Raw genomic sequence first — 18163 nt, 5'->3', positions numbered from 1 at the left:
TCTTCGACGGCATTGGTCGGGGCGCGATAGTGTTCGGCAGCTTGGTATTCCGGCACTGGCAGGGCGCGGGTATCGAGTTTCCCGTTGACCGTCAAGGGGAGTGCCGGCAGCATCACGATCGCCGCGGGCACCATGTAGCTCGGCAACCGCTCGGCCAGCGCGGCACGCGCGGTGGCCGGGTCGGCGGTCCCGGTGATATAGCCGACCAGCCGTTTGTCGCCGGGGCGATCTTCGCGCGCGATGGCCGCGGCCTGGTCGACCCCGTCCAGTGCGGTCAGGGCCGCCTGGATTTCACCGAGTTCGATGCGGTAGCCCCGGATCTTGACCTGTTGGTCGGCGCGACCCAGATACTGCAGTTGCCCATCGGGGCCCCACCGCACCAGATCCCCGGTGCGATACATCCGCGTCCCCGCTCCGCCGAAGGGACAGGAAACGAACCGTGACGCGGTCAGCCCGGGCCGGCGCACATATCCGACCCCGACGCCCTGGCCGGCCACGTAGAGTTCGCCGACCGATCCGGGCGGAACCGGGTGCAGCAACTCGTCGAGGACGAACAGCGCCGCCCCCGGCACGGGCGTCCCGATGGGCACCACCGTCGAATCGGGGCTGAGCGGGGCGCTGATCGTGGCGTAGACGGTGGTTTCGGTTGGGCCGTAGCCGTTGATCATCACGCGCCCGGGTGCCCAGCGGTCGACCAGGTCGGCGGGACAGGCCTCACCCGCGGCCATCAGCGCCACCGACTCCAATTCCTCGGTGGAGAGTGCGGCCGCCGCTGAGGGGGTCTGGCTCAAGACGGTGACGTGTTCGGTGACGAGCAGGGCGTGGAGGTCCGACGGTGCGCCGGCCACCGCCTCGGGCACCACGACCATCCGCCCGCCGAACAGCAGCGCACCCCAGATCTCCCACACCGAGAAGTCGAACGCGTAAGAGTGGCACTGGCTCCACACTTGTGCCGGAGTCAGTTCCAGCCCGACGTCGAGTGAGTCGAACAGCCGGGTGACGTTGTGGTGGGTAACCGCAACCCCTTTCGGGACACCGGTGGTGCCCGATGTGTAGATGATGTGGGCGATGTCGTCCGGGGCCGGGCCCGGCAGCGGGGTGTCCGGCTGGGTGTCGATGCATGGGTCGTCGACCTCGACGACGGCCAGCCCACATCCGTGCAGCCGCGCGGCCTGCGCGGCGGTGGTGACCGCGGCCATGGGGGCGGCGTCGGCGACCATGAATTCGATCCGGGAGGCGGGCACCGCCGGATCGATCGGCAGATACGCCGCACCGGTTTTGAGTACCGCCAGGATCGCCACAATCGCCTCGGCGGACCTTGAGAGCAGCACGGCCACACACGCACCCGGACCGGCGCCAGATCCAACCAGCAAGTGCGCCAGCCGGTTCGATACCTGGTCGAGCTCGCCGTAGGTCATCGAGCGGCCCTCGAAGGTGACTGCCACCGCCTCGGGCGCGCGCTCCACCTGGGTGGAGAACAGCGTCGGAATCGACACGGGCGCCGAGGCCTTGGCCAATATCGCGCGGTTGCTCCACTCATCCAGGTGTGCGTGCTCAGACTCGTTGAGCAGATCGATGGACAACAGCCGCCGTGTTGGATTGGTGGTCACGATTGGCCGCCCAGATCGCTGGTCATCGCCACCAATGCCCGCTGGAAGCGCTCGATCAATGATTCGATGGCGGCCGCATCGAACACGTGGCTGTCGTACTCGACGCGAAGGATCAATTCGCGGTCCGGCCGGGCCTGCATCGTCAGCGGGTAATGGCTGGATTCGGTGCCGGTGAAATCGGTGATGGCAAGTCCGTTGTTGTTGAGCAGCGCGGTGGTGTCGATGGGGTAGTTCTCAAACACAAACAGCGTGTCGAACAACTGGTCGTGCCCGGTGATGCGGTGAATTTCGTTGAGCGCCAGATGTTGATGGTCGAGGGTGTGGTTGTGGGCACTCTGGAGCTGGTCGAGCAGGTCGGCGATCGTGGTCGCCGGTGTGATGGTGGCCCGCACCGGGACGGTGTTGATCATCAGTCCCACAATGGATTCCGCATCGGTCACCTCGGTGGGCCGTCCCGAGACCGCGGCGCCAAAGACGACATCACGCCGGCCTGTCATCGACATCAGCACCTGCGCCCAGGCGCCCTGAAGCACCGTGTTGACGGTAGTGCGACAGGATCTGGCCAGCTCGTTCACGGCCTGGGTGGTGGCCTCCGGAACCCGGGCCGAGGCAACGCCTCGCGGTCCCAGCTTTGACCGGCCCGGCGGCCCGACCAGCGTGGGAACATCGAAACCGGCCAGCACGTCACCCCAGGCCGCCCGGGCGGCGGCCAGGTCGCGCTCGGCGAGCCACGTGACGAACCGTCGATACGACCCGGCGGCCGGCAGTCGCTGGCGGTAATAACTGGCGAAGATCTCTTGCAGCAGGATCGGTAACGACCACCCGTCGAGCACGATGTGGTGATTGGTCAGGATGACCCGATGCCGTTCCGGCCCGGTACGGAGCAGAGCAACGCGAAAAGCCGGCGAGCCCCTGAGGTCGCAGACCGCGGCGCGCTCCGCGGCGCATATCCGTCGGACCTGCTCGTCGACATCGGTCTCGAATTCGAGGAATTGCCAGATAGATTGCGGATCGGCGGGGATGACTTGCACCGGTTGGTCGAATTGACTGCAGAATCGGGCGGCCAGTTGCGGGTGACGGGCGATGACGGCGTCCACTGCGTCGTGCAGGCGTTCGGGGTGAAGCGGGCCGGCGACGGTGATGTCGAGTTGCATTGCGTACAGGTCGTTGTCGCTGTTCTGTCGGGCGGAGTGGAACAGCAATCCCTGCTGGAGCGGGGTGAGCGGCAGGATGTCGGCGATTCGGTGATGCTGCTGCAGCTCGTCGATCTGCCGTTGGGTGAGGTGGACGGGGAAGACGTCGGACGGAGTCAGGCCGCCGCCCCCGCGTTGAACGTGGGCACAGATGCCGGTCAGCGCGTCGAACCACAGCTGGCTGAGCCGGGCGACCTGGGTGTGATCGAGCGCCGAAGGGGCCCAGGTCCAGTCGGCATGCAGGTGAGGACCGGTGGCCGTGTCGACTGTGCTGGCGTTGAGTTCCAGCGTGTGAGCCAGCGGCATGGGCCCCGCCGCGGCGGAGGCGGAGACCGCGAGACCGTCTCGGCTGATCCGCCACAGTTCGGCGGAGTCCTCGGCCGCGCCTAGCCGCCCAAAGTAATTGAACCCGATCGTCGGGTCGGATTCGGGGAGCGCGGCATCTCGGTTGAGGTAGCGCAGCAGGCCGTACGTTATGGCGTCGGGCAGGTCGCGAAGCTGTTCCTTGCCCCGCTTGACGATCGGGCCGACTGCAGCGTCACCGGTCACCAGCTGGGCCCAGTGCAGCCCGTCGACTGCCAGCGCCACGGGGTACTTGGTGGTGAACCAGCCCACGGTGCGGGACAGGTCGACATCAGGGGCGAGATCCTCGTAACGGCCGTGGCCCTCGACGTCGATTCCGATAGGCCCGCCACGCTCCGAGCCCGAAAACTCGGCCCACGCCAAACCGAAGGCGATCAACAGGATGTCTTGGATGCCGGCGTGAAAGGCCGCGGGTACCTCACCGAGCAGTAGGCGGGTGGTCTCGGTGTCCAGCGAAACCGTCAGATGCCCCGCGCTCGCGTAGGTATCACTCTCGGGCTTTGGTGGTGTGAGCGCGGCCTGCGTCGTCGCCACCCGTTGCCAGGTCTTGGCGTGGTTCACGATTTCGGGCTGGTCGGCGTGCTCGGCGAGCAGCGATGCCCACCGCTGGAACGACGTTCCGCCCGCGGGCAGTTCGATTAGCTGACCACCGGCGTGTTGAGCCCAGGCGATGTTGATGTCCTCCAAGAGGATTCGCCAGGACACCGCATCGACGGCAAGATGGTGAATGATCAGCGCCAGCTGGCCGGTGTCGGCCACCCACAGCGCGCTGACCATTCTCCCGCCGGCGGGGCTCAGCCGTGCCCGGGCGTCCGCCACCGCGCCGTCGGTGAACGCATCGACGGCGTACAGGCAGCCGCCGGCATCCACCGCACCGGCCTCGCGCGCGGTCAGTGTCCACTCGCCGGCATCGCCCTCGGCGACGTGCAGCCGCAGCATGGCGTGATGGTCCAGCAGGGCTTGCAGGACCACCACCACGTCCGCGTGGGTGACCCCGGGCGGCGCCTGTAGCACCATCGTCTGGTTGAACTGATCCACGGGGCCGTCGATGTCGTGCAGCCAATGCATGATCGGGGTGACCGGTACGGGGCCGATGCCCTCGTCCGCAGCGGCTTCCAGACCCTCGGTGGCGTGGGCGACGCGGGCCAGTCGGGCAACGGTCTGTTCGACGAAGATGTCGCGCGGGCGGCACACGAGTCCGGCGGCGCGGGCGCGGGCGACCACTTGCATCGACGAAATGCTGTCGCCGCCAAGGTCGAAGAAGGAGTCGTCGACTCCTACCCGCTCGAGTCCCAGGACTTGGGCGTAGATGCCCGCAAGGATTTCCTCGACGGCGTCGGTCGGGGGACGGTAGTTATCGACATTGGAATAGTCGGGCGCCGGAAGGGCGCGGGTGTCGAGCTTCTTGTTGGCCGTCAAGGGCAGCGCGTCCAATGCGATAACGGCGGCGGGAACCATGTAGCCCGGCAGCCGCTCAGCCAAGGCGGTACGGACGGCGGCCGGCTCGGCGGTGCCGGTGATATAGCCGACGAGTCGTTTGTCGCCGGGATGATCTTCGCGGGCGACGACGGCAGCGTGGTCGACGCCCTCGAGAGCGGCCAGCGCCAACTGGATTTCGCCGAGTTCGACGCGATAACCGCGGATCTTGACCTGTTGGTCGGCGCGTCCGAGGTAGTGCAGTTGTCCGTCACGGCCCCACCGCACCAGATCTCCGGTGCGATACATGCGCGCCCCGGGGCCTCCGAAGGGGCAGGCCACAAATCGGGCCGCGGTCAGTCCCGCCCGACGCAGATAACCGACACCGACGCCGCGGCCGGCGATGTACAGCTCACCAACCACCCCCGGCGGTACCTGAAGCAACGACTCGTCGAGGACGAACAACGCCGCCCCGGGCACCGGGGTGCCGATGGGCACCGTCCCCGATCCGGCGGTCAACGGCGCACTGATCGCGACACACATCGTCGTCTCGGTCGGACCGTAGGCATTGATCATCACTCGTCCGGGCGCCCATCGATCGACCACTTCGGGGGCGCAAGCCTCACCGACCACCACCAGAGCCGCCGACTCCAGGCCTTCGGGTGACAACACACCCACCGCGGAAGGGGTTTGGGTAAGCACATCGACTTCACCGGTCACCAGCGCATCGTGGAAGTCGGCCGGTGACGTGGTCACGTCTTCGTTCACCACCACCACGTGCCCGCCACGCAACAGGGCGCCGAAGATCTCCCACACCGAGACGTCGAAGGCCAGGGAATGACACTGCGGCCAAACGCCTTTGGGCGGAAGGCCGGCGTCCAATGAGGCCAACAACTGCGTGACGTTGTGGTGAGTGATGGCAACACCTTTCGGCACACCGGTGGTCCCTGAGGTGTAGATGAGATACGCGATGTCGTCGGGGGCGGGCGCAGGCAGCGGTGTGCTCGGCTGGGTGTCCACGGCGACGTCTTCCACGTCGAGGACGGTCAGCCGGTGCCCATCCAGCCGCGAGCGCAGGGCCGCGGTGGTGATCGCGGCGATAGGCCCGGCATCGGCGAGCATGAAATCGATCCGGCCCGCCGGTAGCGCGGGGTCCAGAGGCAGATAAGCCGCCCCGGTCTTGAGCACCGCCAAGATCGCGATGACGGCCTCGGCCGAGCGGGAGAACAGCAGCGCCACGCTCTCACCGGGACCGGCGCCATTCCTGGTCAGGAAGTGCGCCAACCGGTTTGATGCCGCGTCCAATTCGCGGTAAGTGCAGCTGCGTCCCCCGTCGCTGATGGCGACCGCGTCGGGGGTGCGGGTCACGTGGCCGGCAAACAGGGCCGGTATGGAGACCGGCCCGGGCGCCGGCCGGGTCAGGATTGCCCGGTTACCCGTCTTGTCCAGACGGGCGTGCTCGTCAGCATCCAACACATCGATCGTCGACAACCGCGCCCGGGGATCGGCGGTCATCGCCACCAGGATGCGCTGGAACCGATCGACAAGAGTGGTGATGCTGTCGGGGTCGAACACGTCGGTGCGGAATTCAACCGCGCCTCGGATGCCGTCGGGCGCGTTGGCGTCGGTCCAGTGTTCGGACAGCGAGAAGGTCAGGTCCATGCGGGCACTGTGGGTGTCCAGCGGCAGCTCGGTAACCCGCACGTCACCCAACGCCGGCACAGCGGTGGGGTCGCTGGCGTGCCCGGGCAGGTTCTGCCACGCCAACGCCACCTGAACCAGCGGATGATGGCTCAGCGACCGGGTGGGGTTGAGCCGCTCGACGAGCACCTCGAACGGCACGTCTTGATGCTCGAAGGCCAGCAGGCTGCGCCGGCGAACCTGGGCCAGCAGCTCGGCGGCGGTTGGGTCACCGGCTACGTCGACCCGCAACACCAGCGTGTTGACGAAGAATCCCACCAGGTCATCGAGCCCGGGGTCACCACGCCCGGCGATCGGAAATCCCACGGCCACATCGGAACTCGCACTGAGCCGCGACAGCAGTACCGCCAAGGCGGTCTGCACCACCATGAAACTGGTCGCGTTGAGGTCGCGGGCCACTTGGCGTATGCGGCGCTGCAGCTCGGCCGGCCAGTCCACGGTTACTTTGGCACCACGCTGATCTGCCACCGAGGGATAGGGCCGGTCCGTCGGCAATTCGAGGCGCTCGGGCAGGTCGGCCAGGGCGTCTTCCCAATACTTCAGCTGGGCGGCGATCCGGCTGTGACCGTCGTCGAGCGCACCGAACTGCGCCCGCTGCCACAGCGTGTAATCCACGTATTGCAGCGGCAATTCAGGCCATCCCGGGAGCCGCCCGTCGCATCGGCTGGCATAGGCCTCGCCGATGTCGCGGATCATCGGCGCCACCGACCACCCATCGAAGGCGATGTGGTGTACTGCGCACACCAGCACGTGCACCTCATCGGCGACCCGGAAAAGCTTCGCGCGCAGGGGGATGTCGGTCTCCAAGGTAAAGGGGTGACGCGCCGCTTCGTCGATTGCCTCGTCGAGTCGGCCGGACGGCCATCCGGTGGCGTCGATGACTTCCCAGCCGAAATCCGCCCGCTCGGCGGGGATGACGAGTTGCTGCGGTAGCCCATCCAGTGCGGGAAATGTCGTGCGCAGGCTTTCGTGCCGCGCCACCACGTCGGCCAGCGCTGCGCCGAGCGCTTCGGCGTCGAGCGGGCCGCGCAACTGCAGGGCCACCGGAATGTTGTAAACCGAGGAGGATCCCTGCAACTGGTCGAGAACCCACAGCCGGTTCTGGGTGAACGAGAGGGGGATCATCGCCGGGCGCCGGTACGCCCGCAATGGCTCACGGCGATGGGTCTCGTCGTCGAGGCGCGACGTCAGTTGCGCAACCGTTGGCGCGTCGAACAATTCGTGCACGGCGAGGTTCGCGTCCAGCCCGGTGTTGACGGCGGCGATCAAACGCATCGCCGACAGCGAGTCCCCGCCCAGGTCGAAGAACGAGTCATCAGCACCGACGCGTTCGACGCCCAGCACCTGGGCGTAGATGCCGGCCAGGATCTCTTCAGCGGCGGAAGCGGGGGCCCAGTAGTGCCCGGGGGCGTAGTCGGGCGGGGGCAGGGCCCGGGTGTCGAGTTTGCCGTTGACCGTCAGCGGCAGCGCGTTCAGCACCACGATCGCCTGGGGAACCATGTGACCCGGCAGCCGCACGGCCAGCGCGGCGCGCACCGCAACGGGATCGACGGTGCCGGGGGCGGTTTCGACGACGTATCCGACCAGTCGTTTGGCGCCGGGAACGTCCTCGCGGGTGATGACCGCGGCCTGTTCGACGCCGTCGATTTCGGCCAGCGCGGCCTGGATTTCGCCGAGTTCGATTCGGTAGCCGCGGATTTTGACCTGCTCGTCGGCGCGACCGAGGTAACGCAGTTGCCCGTCGGCTCCCCAGCGCACCAGGTCACCGCTGCGGTACATCCGCGCGCCGGGCCCGCCGTAGGGGCACGGCACGAACCGCCCTGCGGTCAGCCCGGGCCGGCCGATGTAGCCGACGCCGACGCCGCGTCCGGCCACGTACAGTTCGCCGACCACTCCGGGCGGCACCGGGTGCAGCCATTCGTCGAGGACGAACAATGCCGCTGTGGGTACGGGTGCGCCGATGGGGACCGTCCCCGAACCCGTCGTCAGCGGGGCGCTGAGCGTTGCGTAGACGGTGGTTTCGGTGGGGCCGTAGGCGTTGATCACCACCCGCCCCGGTGCCCACCGGTCCACCAGCTCGGGCGGGCAGGCCTCGCCGCCGAGCAATAGCGCCACCGACTCCAGCCCTTGCGGGGGGAGCGCCGCGGCCGCCGACGGCGTTTGGGTGAGCACGGTGACGCCCTCGGCGATGAGCAGGGCGCGCAAGTCGTCCGGTGATCTGGTCACCTGGTCGGGCACCACCACCAGGCGCCCACCACCCAGCAGGGCGGCCCAGATCTCCCACACCGAGAAGTCGAACGCATAGGAGTGACACTGCGTCCACACCTGCTCCGCGGGTAAATGGGCCGACGCCGACTCCACCAGGTGGGCCAGGTTGCGATGGCTGATCGCAACCCCTTTGGGCACTCCCGTGGTGCCCGACGTGTAAATGAGGTAGGCGATATCGTCCGCAGCGGGCGCCCGGAGGGTGGAGCGGGGTTGAGCGGTCGTGCGGTCGTCGGTGATATCGATGACGGCGAGGGCGTGCCCGGCCAGCCGTGGGCGCAGGGCGGTGGTGGTGACCGCGATGATCGGCGCGGCGTCACCCAACATGAATCCGATCCGCTCGTCGGGCAGGGCCGGATCGATCGCCAGGTACGCCGCCCCGGTCTTGAGGACCGCGAGCATGGCGATGACAGCTTCGGCGGAGCGTTCCAACAGCAGCGCCACCCGCGCGCCGGGGCCGGCGCCGAGACCAGACAGTGAATGCGCCAAGTGATTCGACGCCTCGTCGACGTCCCGATAGGTCAACGACCGGCCCGCGCAACGGATGGCCACCGCCCGCGGCGAGCTGGCTACCTGGCCGGCGAACAGTTCCGGGATCGACACCCACGCCGGTGCGGGTCCGCCCAGAGCCGCCCGGTTGCCCATGTCGTCGAGGCGGTTGCGCTCGTCGGCGTCGAGCAGGTCGAGCGCCGACAGTGGGAGTTGCGGATCAGCGATCATCGCCGCGACGATCCGCCGCAGCCGGTCGATGAGCGTGTCAATGCTTGCGGCGTCGAATACGCCGGTGTCGTACTCGATCCGGAAGCTCAGTTCGGGTCCGGGCGTGGCCTGCATGGTCAGTGGGTAATGGTTGGCCTCGTGGCCGTCGAACGCGGTGATGGTCAGCCCGTCCGCGCCCGCCAGCGTGGTGGAGCCGATCGGGTAGTTCTCGTAGACGAACAGGGTGTCGAAAAGTTGGTCGTGACCGGTCGTGCGGTGAATCTCGTTGAGCGCCAGGTGTTGATGGTCGAGGGTGTGGTTGTGCGCGGCATGGAGTTGGCCGAGCAGGCCGGCGGTGGTGGTGGTTGGTCTGATCGTGGCCCGCACCGGAACGGTGTTGATCAGCAGCCCCACCATGGTGTCGGCACCGGCCAGCTCGACGGGACGCCCGGAGACGGCGGTGCCGAAGACAATGTCGCGCTGGCCGGTCATGCCCATCAGCAGTTGCGCCCATGCTGCCTGCAGGACGGTGTTGACGGTGGTGTGCTGGGATCGCGCCAGCTCGTTCAACGCCGATGTGGTGGACCCGGTCATCGCAAACGCGCTAGTGGCCTTGGCGCCGGGCCTGATCCGGGCCGGCGGGGCGACGAGCGTGGGAGTGTCGAAGCCCGCGAGGGTGTTGTGCCAGGCCGCCCTGGCGGCGTCGAGGTCTCGCTCGGCCAGCCAGGTGACGAACCGGCGGTAGGGTGTGGCCGGCGGCAGCTGCTGGCCCTGGTAGCTGGCGAAGATCTCCTGCATCAGTATCGGTAGCGACCAGCCGTCGAGCACGATGTGGTGGAAAGTCAACACTATGCGGTGCTGGTCTTCGGCGGTGCGGATCAACGCCGCCCGGAAGGTCGACGCGCCCCCGGCCAGGTCGCAGACCGCGGCGCGTTCCGCGGCGCACAGTCGCTCGGCGCCCCCGTCGGGCTGGGAGTCGTAATCGAGGTATTGCCAGGGTATTTCAGGGTCGACAGGAATGATCTGCACGGGTTCGTCGAATTGCGGGCAGCAGCGGGCGGCGAGGTTGGGGTGGCGCCTGATGACGGTTTGCACGGCGTCGTGTAGTCGGTCGGGGTGCAGTGGACCGGCGACGGTGATGTCGAGTTGCATCGCATACAGGTCACCGAGAGCGGGAGCGGTGTGGAACAGCAGTCCCTCCTGCAGGGGTGTGAGGGGCAAGATGTCGGCGATGTCGTATTGCGCTTGCAGCTCGTCGATTTGGTGTTGGGTGAGCCGGGCGGGAGCGATGTCGGAGGGGGTCAGTCCGCCGCCGCCACGATGGACATGGGCGCAGATGCCGGTGAGGGCGTCAAACCAGAGCCGGCTGAGCCGGCCGACCCGGGTGTCATCGAGCGCCGAGGGCGCCCAGGTCCAGGTGGCGTTGAGTTGTGGGCCGGCGTCGGTGTCGATGGTGGCGGCGTTGAGTTCAGCGGTGTGAGACAGGGGCATTGGCACCTCGGCGGCAGCGCCGGCGACCGCCAGGCTGCCCTGGTCGACTCGCCACTGGCCGCCAGAGATGTGGGTGTCGGCCGGGTCGCCCAGGCGTCCCAGATAGTTGAATCCGATGGTGGGGTCGGGCCCGGCCAGATCGGTGTCGGTGTTGAGGTACCTCAGCAGCCCGTAGCTCAGGGGATGGGGCACGGCGCGCAGTTGTTCCTTGATGCGCTTGACGATCGAGCCCAGTGCTGCGTCGCCGGACGTGACCTGCGGCCACCGCAGGTCGCCGACATTCAGGCCCACGGGGTATTTGGTGGTGAACCAGCCAACCGTGCGCGACAGGTCGACGTCGTCGACCAGGTCGTCGTGGCGGCCGTGCCCTTCGACATCGATGGCAAGGGGGCCGTCGCCGGTGCCGAGGAATTCGGTCCAGGCCAGTGCGTAGGCGATCAGCAAGATCTCGTGGATGCCCGCATGAAACGCCGCCGGAACGTCGGTGAGGAGTCGGCGTGTGGTGTCGGTGTCCAGCGAGACCGTCAGGTGCCCGGCGCTGGTATGGGTGTCTTGCTGTTGGGGGCGGGGGAGGCCGACGGCGGTGCTGGTGATGTGTTTCCACGTGTCGGTCTGCTCGGTGACCGCCGGCGTGTGGGCGTGTTGCTCGAGGATTTCGGCCCAGCGCCGGTATGAGGTACCACCGGCGGGCAGGCTGATGGGTTGGCCGCGATGGCGTTGAGCCCAGGCAATGTTTAAGTCCTCCAACAAGATCCGCCACGAGACCGCGTCGACCGCCAAGTGGTGGATGATCAGCACCAGTTGACCGGTGCCGGACACCCACAGCGCGCCGAGCATGGTTCCGGCGGCGGGGCTGAGCCCCGACCGGGTCCGGACAAGCTCCTCATCGCTCAACACGTCGGCCGTGCGCAGGCACTCACCGGCGTCGACGACGCCGGTCTCGGGGACGGTCAGCGTGCGGCCTTCGGTGCCGTCCCCGTGGACTCGGAGCCGAAGCACGGGGTGGTGGTCGATCAAAGCTTGTAGGACGGCGAGCACATCGGTGGGCGTGACGCCGGGCGGTGCTTGGAGCACCATGGTTTGGTTGAACTGGTCGACGGGGCCGTCGATGTCGAACAGCCAGCGCATGATCGGGGTGGGCCTGATCGGCCCGACACCCTCATCGATGACGGTGTCGTGCCCGTCGGTGATTCCGGCGATGCGGGCCAACCGGGCCACGGTTTGTTCGACGAAGATGTCGCGGGGGCGACAACTCAGCCCGGCCGCACGGGCGTGGGCCACTACTTGCATCGACAAGATGCTGTCGCCGCCGAGGTCGAAGAAGGAGTCGTCGATGCCGACCCGTTTGATGCCGAGCACCTGGGCGTAGATGGCGGCCAGGATTTCTTCGACCGGTGTGGTCGGAGCGCGGTAATGCTCGGTGGTGTAGTCGGGGGCGGGTAGGGCGCGGGCGTCGAGCTTGCCATTGACCGTGATGGGCAGCGCGTCCACCGCGACGACCGCCGCGGGCACCATGAAGCCGGGGAGCCGGTCGGCCAGTGCGGCGCGCGCAGCGGCAGGGTCGACTGTGCCGGGGCGGGTTTCGGTGATGTAGCCGACCAGCCGCCTATCGCCCGGGCGGTCTTCGCGGGTGATGACCGCGGCGTGTTCAACACCCTCGAGAGCGGCCAGCGCGGCCTGGATTTCGCCGAGTTCGATGCGGTAGCCGCGGATCTTGACCTGCTGGTCGGCACGGCCGAGGTAGTCGAGTTGTCCATCGGGGGCCCACCGGACCAGATCCCCGCTGCGATACATTCGTGTTCCCGGCGGCCCGAAGGGACAGGCCACAAACCGCGACGCCGTCAACCCCGCCCGGTTGAGATAGCCGATGCCGACGCCGTGGCCGGCCACATACAGTTCGCCGACGACCCCGGGCGGCGCCGGGTGCAGCCATGGATCGAGCACGAACAGTGCCGCCCCGGGCACCGGCACGCCGATGGGGACGGTCGCACGGTCGGGAGTCAGCGGGGCGCTGATGGTGGCGTAGACGGTGGTCTCGGTGGGACCGTACCCGTTGAGCATCAGCCGGCCCGGGGCCCATCGGTTTACCACCTCCGGTGGGCACGCCTCCCCGGCGGCCATCAGCGCGACCGCCTCCAACCCGTGCGGTGACAGCGCCGCGAGCGCGGAGGGGGTTTGACTGAACACGGTGACCTGTTCGGCGATCAGCAGTGCGTGCAGGTCGTCGGGGGAGCGGGTCACCTCGTCGGGCACCACTACCAGCCGACCGCCGAATAGCAGGGCGCCCCAGATCTCCCACACCGAGAAGTCGAAGGCGTAGGAGTGGCATTGGGTCCACACCTGCTCGGGCCCCAGCCTGATTCCGGTCTGCAGGGCGTCGAACAGCCGGGAGACGTTGTGGTGAGTGACGGCAACACCTTTGGGCACGCCCGTGGTGCCCGAGGTGTAAATGATGTGGGCGACATCTGCTGCCGCCGGGGCCGGAAGACCGGTGCTGGGTTGGCCGTCAATGCGGGGATCGTCGACCTCGAGGACTACCAGGTCGCACTCGCCCAAGCGGGGGCGCAGCGCGACGGTGGTCATCGTGACGACCGGTGTGGCGTCCTTGCGCAGGAAGGCAATCCGCTCGTCGGGCACTGCGGGGTCGATCGGCAGGTAGGCCGCCCCGGTCTTGAGCACGGCCAGGATCGCTACGATGGCCTCGGCCGACCGGGTGAACAGCAGCGCTACATTCTCACCCGGACCAGCGCCGCATTGAACGAGCAGGTGCGCCAACCGGTTTGACGCCTCGTCGAGTTCGCGGTAGGTCCAGGAGCGCAGCCCGCAGCGCAGGGCCACCGCCTCCGGGGCGCGCGCCACCTGCTCGGCGAACAACGCCGGGATCGAGACCGCCTCCGCCGGCCGGGCCAGCACGGCGCGGTGGCCGAGCACGTCGAGCCGCGCGGCCTCATCGGAGTCGAGCACATCGATCGACGACAACGCCGCCCGCGGGTCGGCGGTCATGGCAGCCAGCACCCGCTGCAACCGGCCGACCAAGGCGACGACGGTGCCCGGCTCGAAGACGTCGGTGCGGAACTCCACGGATCCCGAAATCCCGGCCGGCTCACCGGCATCGGTGAAGCGCTCGGCCAGGTTGAACGTCAAATCCATGCGGGCGGTGTGGGTGGCGACCGGTAGCTGCGCGACCTCCAAATCACCCAACGCCAACCCGTCCCCCGGATCACCTATGCTTCCCGGCAGGTTCTGCCAGGCCAGCATCACCTGCACCAACGGATGATGAGTCAGCGACCGCGCCGGGTTCAGCCGCTCGACGAGCACCTCGAAAGGCACATCCCGATGCTCGAGAGCGGAAAGCCCTTTCAGCCGGACCTGGGTCAGCAGCTCGGCCACCGTGGGGTCACCGGTCAGGTCCACCCGCAGCGCCAGGGTGTTGACGAAGAACCCGACCAGATCGTCGAGCGCGGGATCGTCACGGCCGGCGATCGGAAAGCCCAGCGCCACATCCGAAGTCGAACCGAGTCGTGAGAGCAATACGGCCAATGCGGCCTGCATCACCATGAAACTGGTCGCGTTGCATTCGCGGGCGGCAGCCCGCACCCGCTGCTGCAACTCCGCGGGCCAATCCACCGCCATGGTGGCCCCACGCTGATCGGCGGCCGGTGGGTACGCCCGATCCGTGGGCAACTCCACGCGATCGGGCACCCCGGCCAGCGCATTCTCCCAATACGCCAGCTGTGCGGCGATCGGGCTGTCGGCGTCATCAAGGTCGCCGAACTGGGCCCGCTGCCACAGTGTGTAATCCACGTATTGCACCGGCAGCCCGGCCCACCCCGGAGCAAGGCCCCGCCGCCGCGCCTCGTACGCCGCGGTGATGTCTCGCACCATCGGCGCCAGCGACAACCCGTCAAAGGCGATATGGTGCACCACGATTCCCACCACATGCCGCTCTGGGGCGAGCGAATAGATCTGCACACGGATCGGGATCTCGGTCGACAGATCGAATCGATGACCGGCCAGCGACGTCAACTCGCCGGCCACATCTTGCTCGGCCAACTGCACTATCGCGGCGTCTCCGCGTTGCCACATCCGGCCCTGGGGCGGCAGCACCCGCTGGAAGGGCACACCGTCGACGTCGGGAAAGACGGTTCGTAGGGGTTCGTGGCGGGCGACGACGTCATCGAGCGCCGCGCAAAGAGCCTCGATGTTCAGTTGCCCGCTGATTCGGAAGGCGGCCGGCATGTTGTATGTGGTTGTGCCGCCTTGCAATTGATCGATGAACCACAGCCGCCGCTGGGCGAACGACAACGGAACCGGGGCGGGCCGTTCGCCGGCCACCAATGGCTCGCGCTTGGCCGCTTCCCCATTGAGCCGGGGTGCCAGCAGCGCGACCGTGGGGGCGTCGAACAACGTGCGCAGCGAGAGTCCGGCATCCATCGACTTGTTGATCGCGGCGACCAGGCGCATCGCCGACAGTGAATCCCCGCCCAGGTCGAAGAACGACTCATCGACGCCAACGCGCTGCGCCCCCAGCACTTGGGCGTAGATGGCGGCCAGGATCTCCTCGACTGCGTTGGTGGGGGCCCGGTACCGATCGGCGTCGCCGTATTCGGGTGCCGGTAGGGCGCGGGTGTCGAGTTTGCCGTTGATCGTCAACGGCATTGACTGCAGCACCACGAGGGCCGCGGGCACCATATATCCGGGTAGCCGCTCGCCCAACGCCGCCCGCGCGGCAGCGGGATCGACAGCCCCAGCGTCGGTTTCGGTGACGTAGCCGATCAATCGCTTGTCGCCGGGACGGTCCTCGCGCACGATCACCGCGGCCCGTTGGACGCCACCCAGTGCCGCCAGGGCGGCCTGAATTTCGCCGAGTTCGATGCGGTAGCCGCGGAGCTTGACCTGCTCGTCAGCGCGCCCGAGGTAATCGAGCTGGCCGTCGCGGCGCCAGCGCACCAGATCTCCGGTCCGATACATCCGCGTTCCCGGCGGCCCGAAGGGGCAGGCCACGTATCGTGACGCGCTCAGCCCGGCCCGGCGCCAGTAGCCCACCCCCACACCTCGCCCGGCGATGTACAACTCGCCCACCACGTCGGCGGGCACCGGACGCAACCACGCGTCGAGGACGAACAACGCCGCTCCGGAGACCGGCGCGCCGATCGGCGGCGCGCCCGTTCCGGCGGTCAGCGGCGCACTTCTCGACGCGCACACCGTGGTCTCGGTGGGACCGTAGCCGTTGACCATGACCCGCCCAGGCGCCCAACGATCGACGGTCTCGGCCGGGCAAGCCTCACCGGCTACCAGCAGCGCCGCAGATCCTAAACCTTCGGGGGACAATCCTTCGACGGCTGAGGGGGTTTGGCTCACGACGTTGACCTGTTCGGTGAGCAGCAGTGTGTGCAGGTCTTCCGGTGAGCCCGCCACCGGTTCGGGCACGATCACCAGCCGGCCGCCGAACAACAGCGCGCTCCAGATTTCTTCAACCGAAGCGTCGAAGGCCAACGAATGCCACTGCGCCCACACCTGCCCCTGCGGGTTCAGCGACGCCAGCAGCTGGGTCACGTTGTGGTGCGTGATTGCAACACCTTTCGGCACGCCGGTGGTGCCCGAGGTGTAGATGATGTATGCGATGTCATCGGGTGAGGGCAGCGGCAACGCGGTGCCGGGTCGGGTGTCGGCAGCGTGGTCCGTGACGTCGATGACCACCTGGTTGCACCCGTCCAGCCGCGACCGGAGTTCCGCGGTGGTCAAGACGGCGATCGGGGTGGCGTCGTTCAGCATGAACTCGATGCGGGACCGGGGATGCTGCGGATCGATCGGCAGGTATGCCGCACCGGTCTTGAGTACCGCCAACATCGCGACGACGGCCTCCGGGGAACGGCTGAACAGCAATGCGACACACCCGGCCGGGCCCGCGCCATGTTCGGTCAGCAGATGCGCCAGGCGATTCGCGGCCTGATCGAGCTCCCCGTAGGTCATCGACAGACCCGCGAACCTGACGGCCACGGCCCCGGGTGCGCGCTCTACTTGCGCGGCGAACGACTCGGGAATCGAAACCGGTTGGGCCGACGCCTGCGTGAGCACCGCGCGGTTTCCCCATTCTTCGAGTCGGCCGTACTCGTCGGCGCTGAACGGATCGATCGAGGAGAGCCGCCGGCCCGGGTCGGCCGTCATCGCCAGCAAGACGTCTTGCAGCCGCTCCGCCAGGTCCGTGACGCCGAGGGCCGGAAATGGTTGGCCGGTGCCCTCTGTGCCGAACAGAAGTTCGTCGCCGGCGGCAGAGAAGAACAACCCGAAGCCGTCCGTCAGGCCGGAATTGGTGAATGACGCCGAAGCCGGCAGGCCACCGAAGTCCAAGGTGAATGCGGACGGAAGAAAGTTGACGCTCACCCGGTGGGCTCGCTGCTTTCGGCCGCGGAAGCGGGACTTGCGTTCCAGGGCTTGCACCGGAAAACGCTGATGTTGCAGGGCTTCTCGAATCCGGAGGTCAACATGCCGACAGAAATCGGCGACCGTAGCGTCCGGCGATACCGTCACGACCAGCGGCACGACCCCGGAAAACACCCCGGGGAGGGTCTTGGACTCCGGATCCACTCGCCTGCTTACCGGGAAGTCCAGTACCACGTCAGGGCCTTGGGCGCACCAGCCGTGTACCAGCAGCGCGCACGCCGCGGTGATAACCGACGATCGAGGCATGTCCCGCACCTGTGCCGACTCTTGGATCCGGCGCAGCACCACCGGATCCAGGCGAACCGGCGCGGAGGAACGACAACGCCCGGGCTCGCTCGCCTCGCGCGGCAGCCAGTGCTCGAATTCGCTTTCGGGCGGCAGGTTGTGCGCCCAATACGCCTGATCCTCTTGGTAATCGGCCGACGCTTCGTAGGCTGCCTCGCACCTGACCAAGTCCTCGAGGGAGCCGAAGAACGGGGGCGGCATGGACGCGCCCGCGACAATGGCCGAGTAGAGGGTGGCGATCCGGTGGCCGACCAGCGCAATGCCCGTTGCGTCCACGACGATGTGGTGGCAGCACGTGAACCAATAGAATTCGTCGGGCCGTGTCTGAAACAGCGCGAACCTGAACAGCGGTCCCGTGAGCGGCATCGGCGTGCGTTGAATGGACGCGGCTATCTCGTAGGCGTGTTGCAGGGGACGCTGCGACCCGGTCAGGTCGTGGAAAATCAGCTCCAGTTTCGGATCATCAATCGTGGTCTGGAAAACCTGGCCCTGCTCTTCAAAAAACGTTGCCCGGACCGGTTCAGCCTCCTGCAGCGCTCGGCGGATCGCCCACACCAAGGGCTCTCGCTGTAGCCGACCCTCGATTTTCGCGAAGAGCCCGAGCTGCCACTCCGCAGTGAAGCGGCCCGTCTCCTGCGCGAGCCAAATGTCCAACTGCCCGGGCGTCAGCGGGAGCGCCCGGTCGTCACGTTCCAT

The 18163-nt window shown here is 67.7% G+C and carries 2 protein-coding genes (1 of these 2 cut by a window edge); both read right to left on the bottom strand.

The window, feature by feature from the left end; all coding sequences use genetic code 11:
- Positions 1-1610, bottom strand: partial view of a non-ribosomal peptide synthetase gene (locus A5756_RS19215; protein ID WP_066955881.1) — the 5' end (the start) only. 14971 nt of this gene lie to the left of the window's left edge; 1610 of the gene's 16581 nt are visible here — the first part of the coding sequence; its start codon is at positions 1608-1610; its stop codon lies beyond the left edge, outside the window.
- The gene (locus A5756_RS19210) at positions 1607-18163 is read right to left on the bottom strand and encodes a non-ribosomal peptide synthetase (RefSeq protein WP_066955878.1); all 16557 of its coding nucleotides are present in this window, start codon (positions 18161-18163) and stop codon (positions 1607-1609) included. Before A5756_RS19210 ends, A5756_RS19215 begins: the two co-directional genes overlap by 4 nt.

Source organism: Mycobacterium sp. 852002-53434_SCH5985345 (assembly GCF_001667155.1).
Lineage (GTDB): Bacteria > Actinomycetota > Actinomycetes > Mycobacteriales > Mycobacteriaceae > Mycobacterium.
The sequence above is the reverse complement of the archived record's forward strand: the minus strand, read 5'-3'. Positions and strand labels throughout refer to the sequence as shown.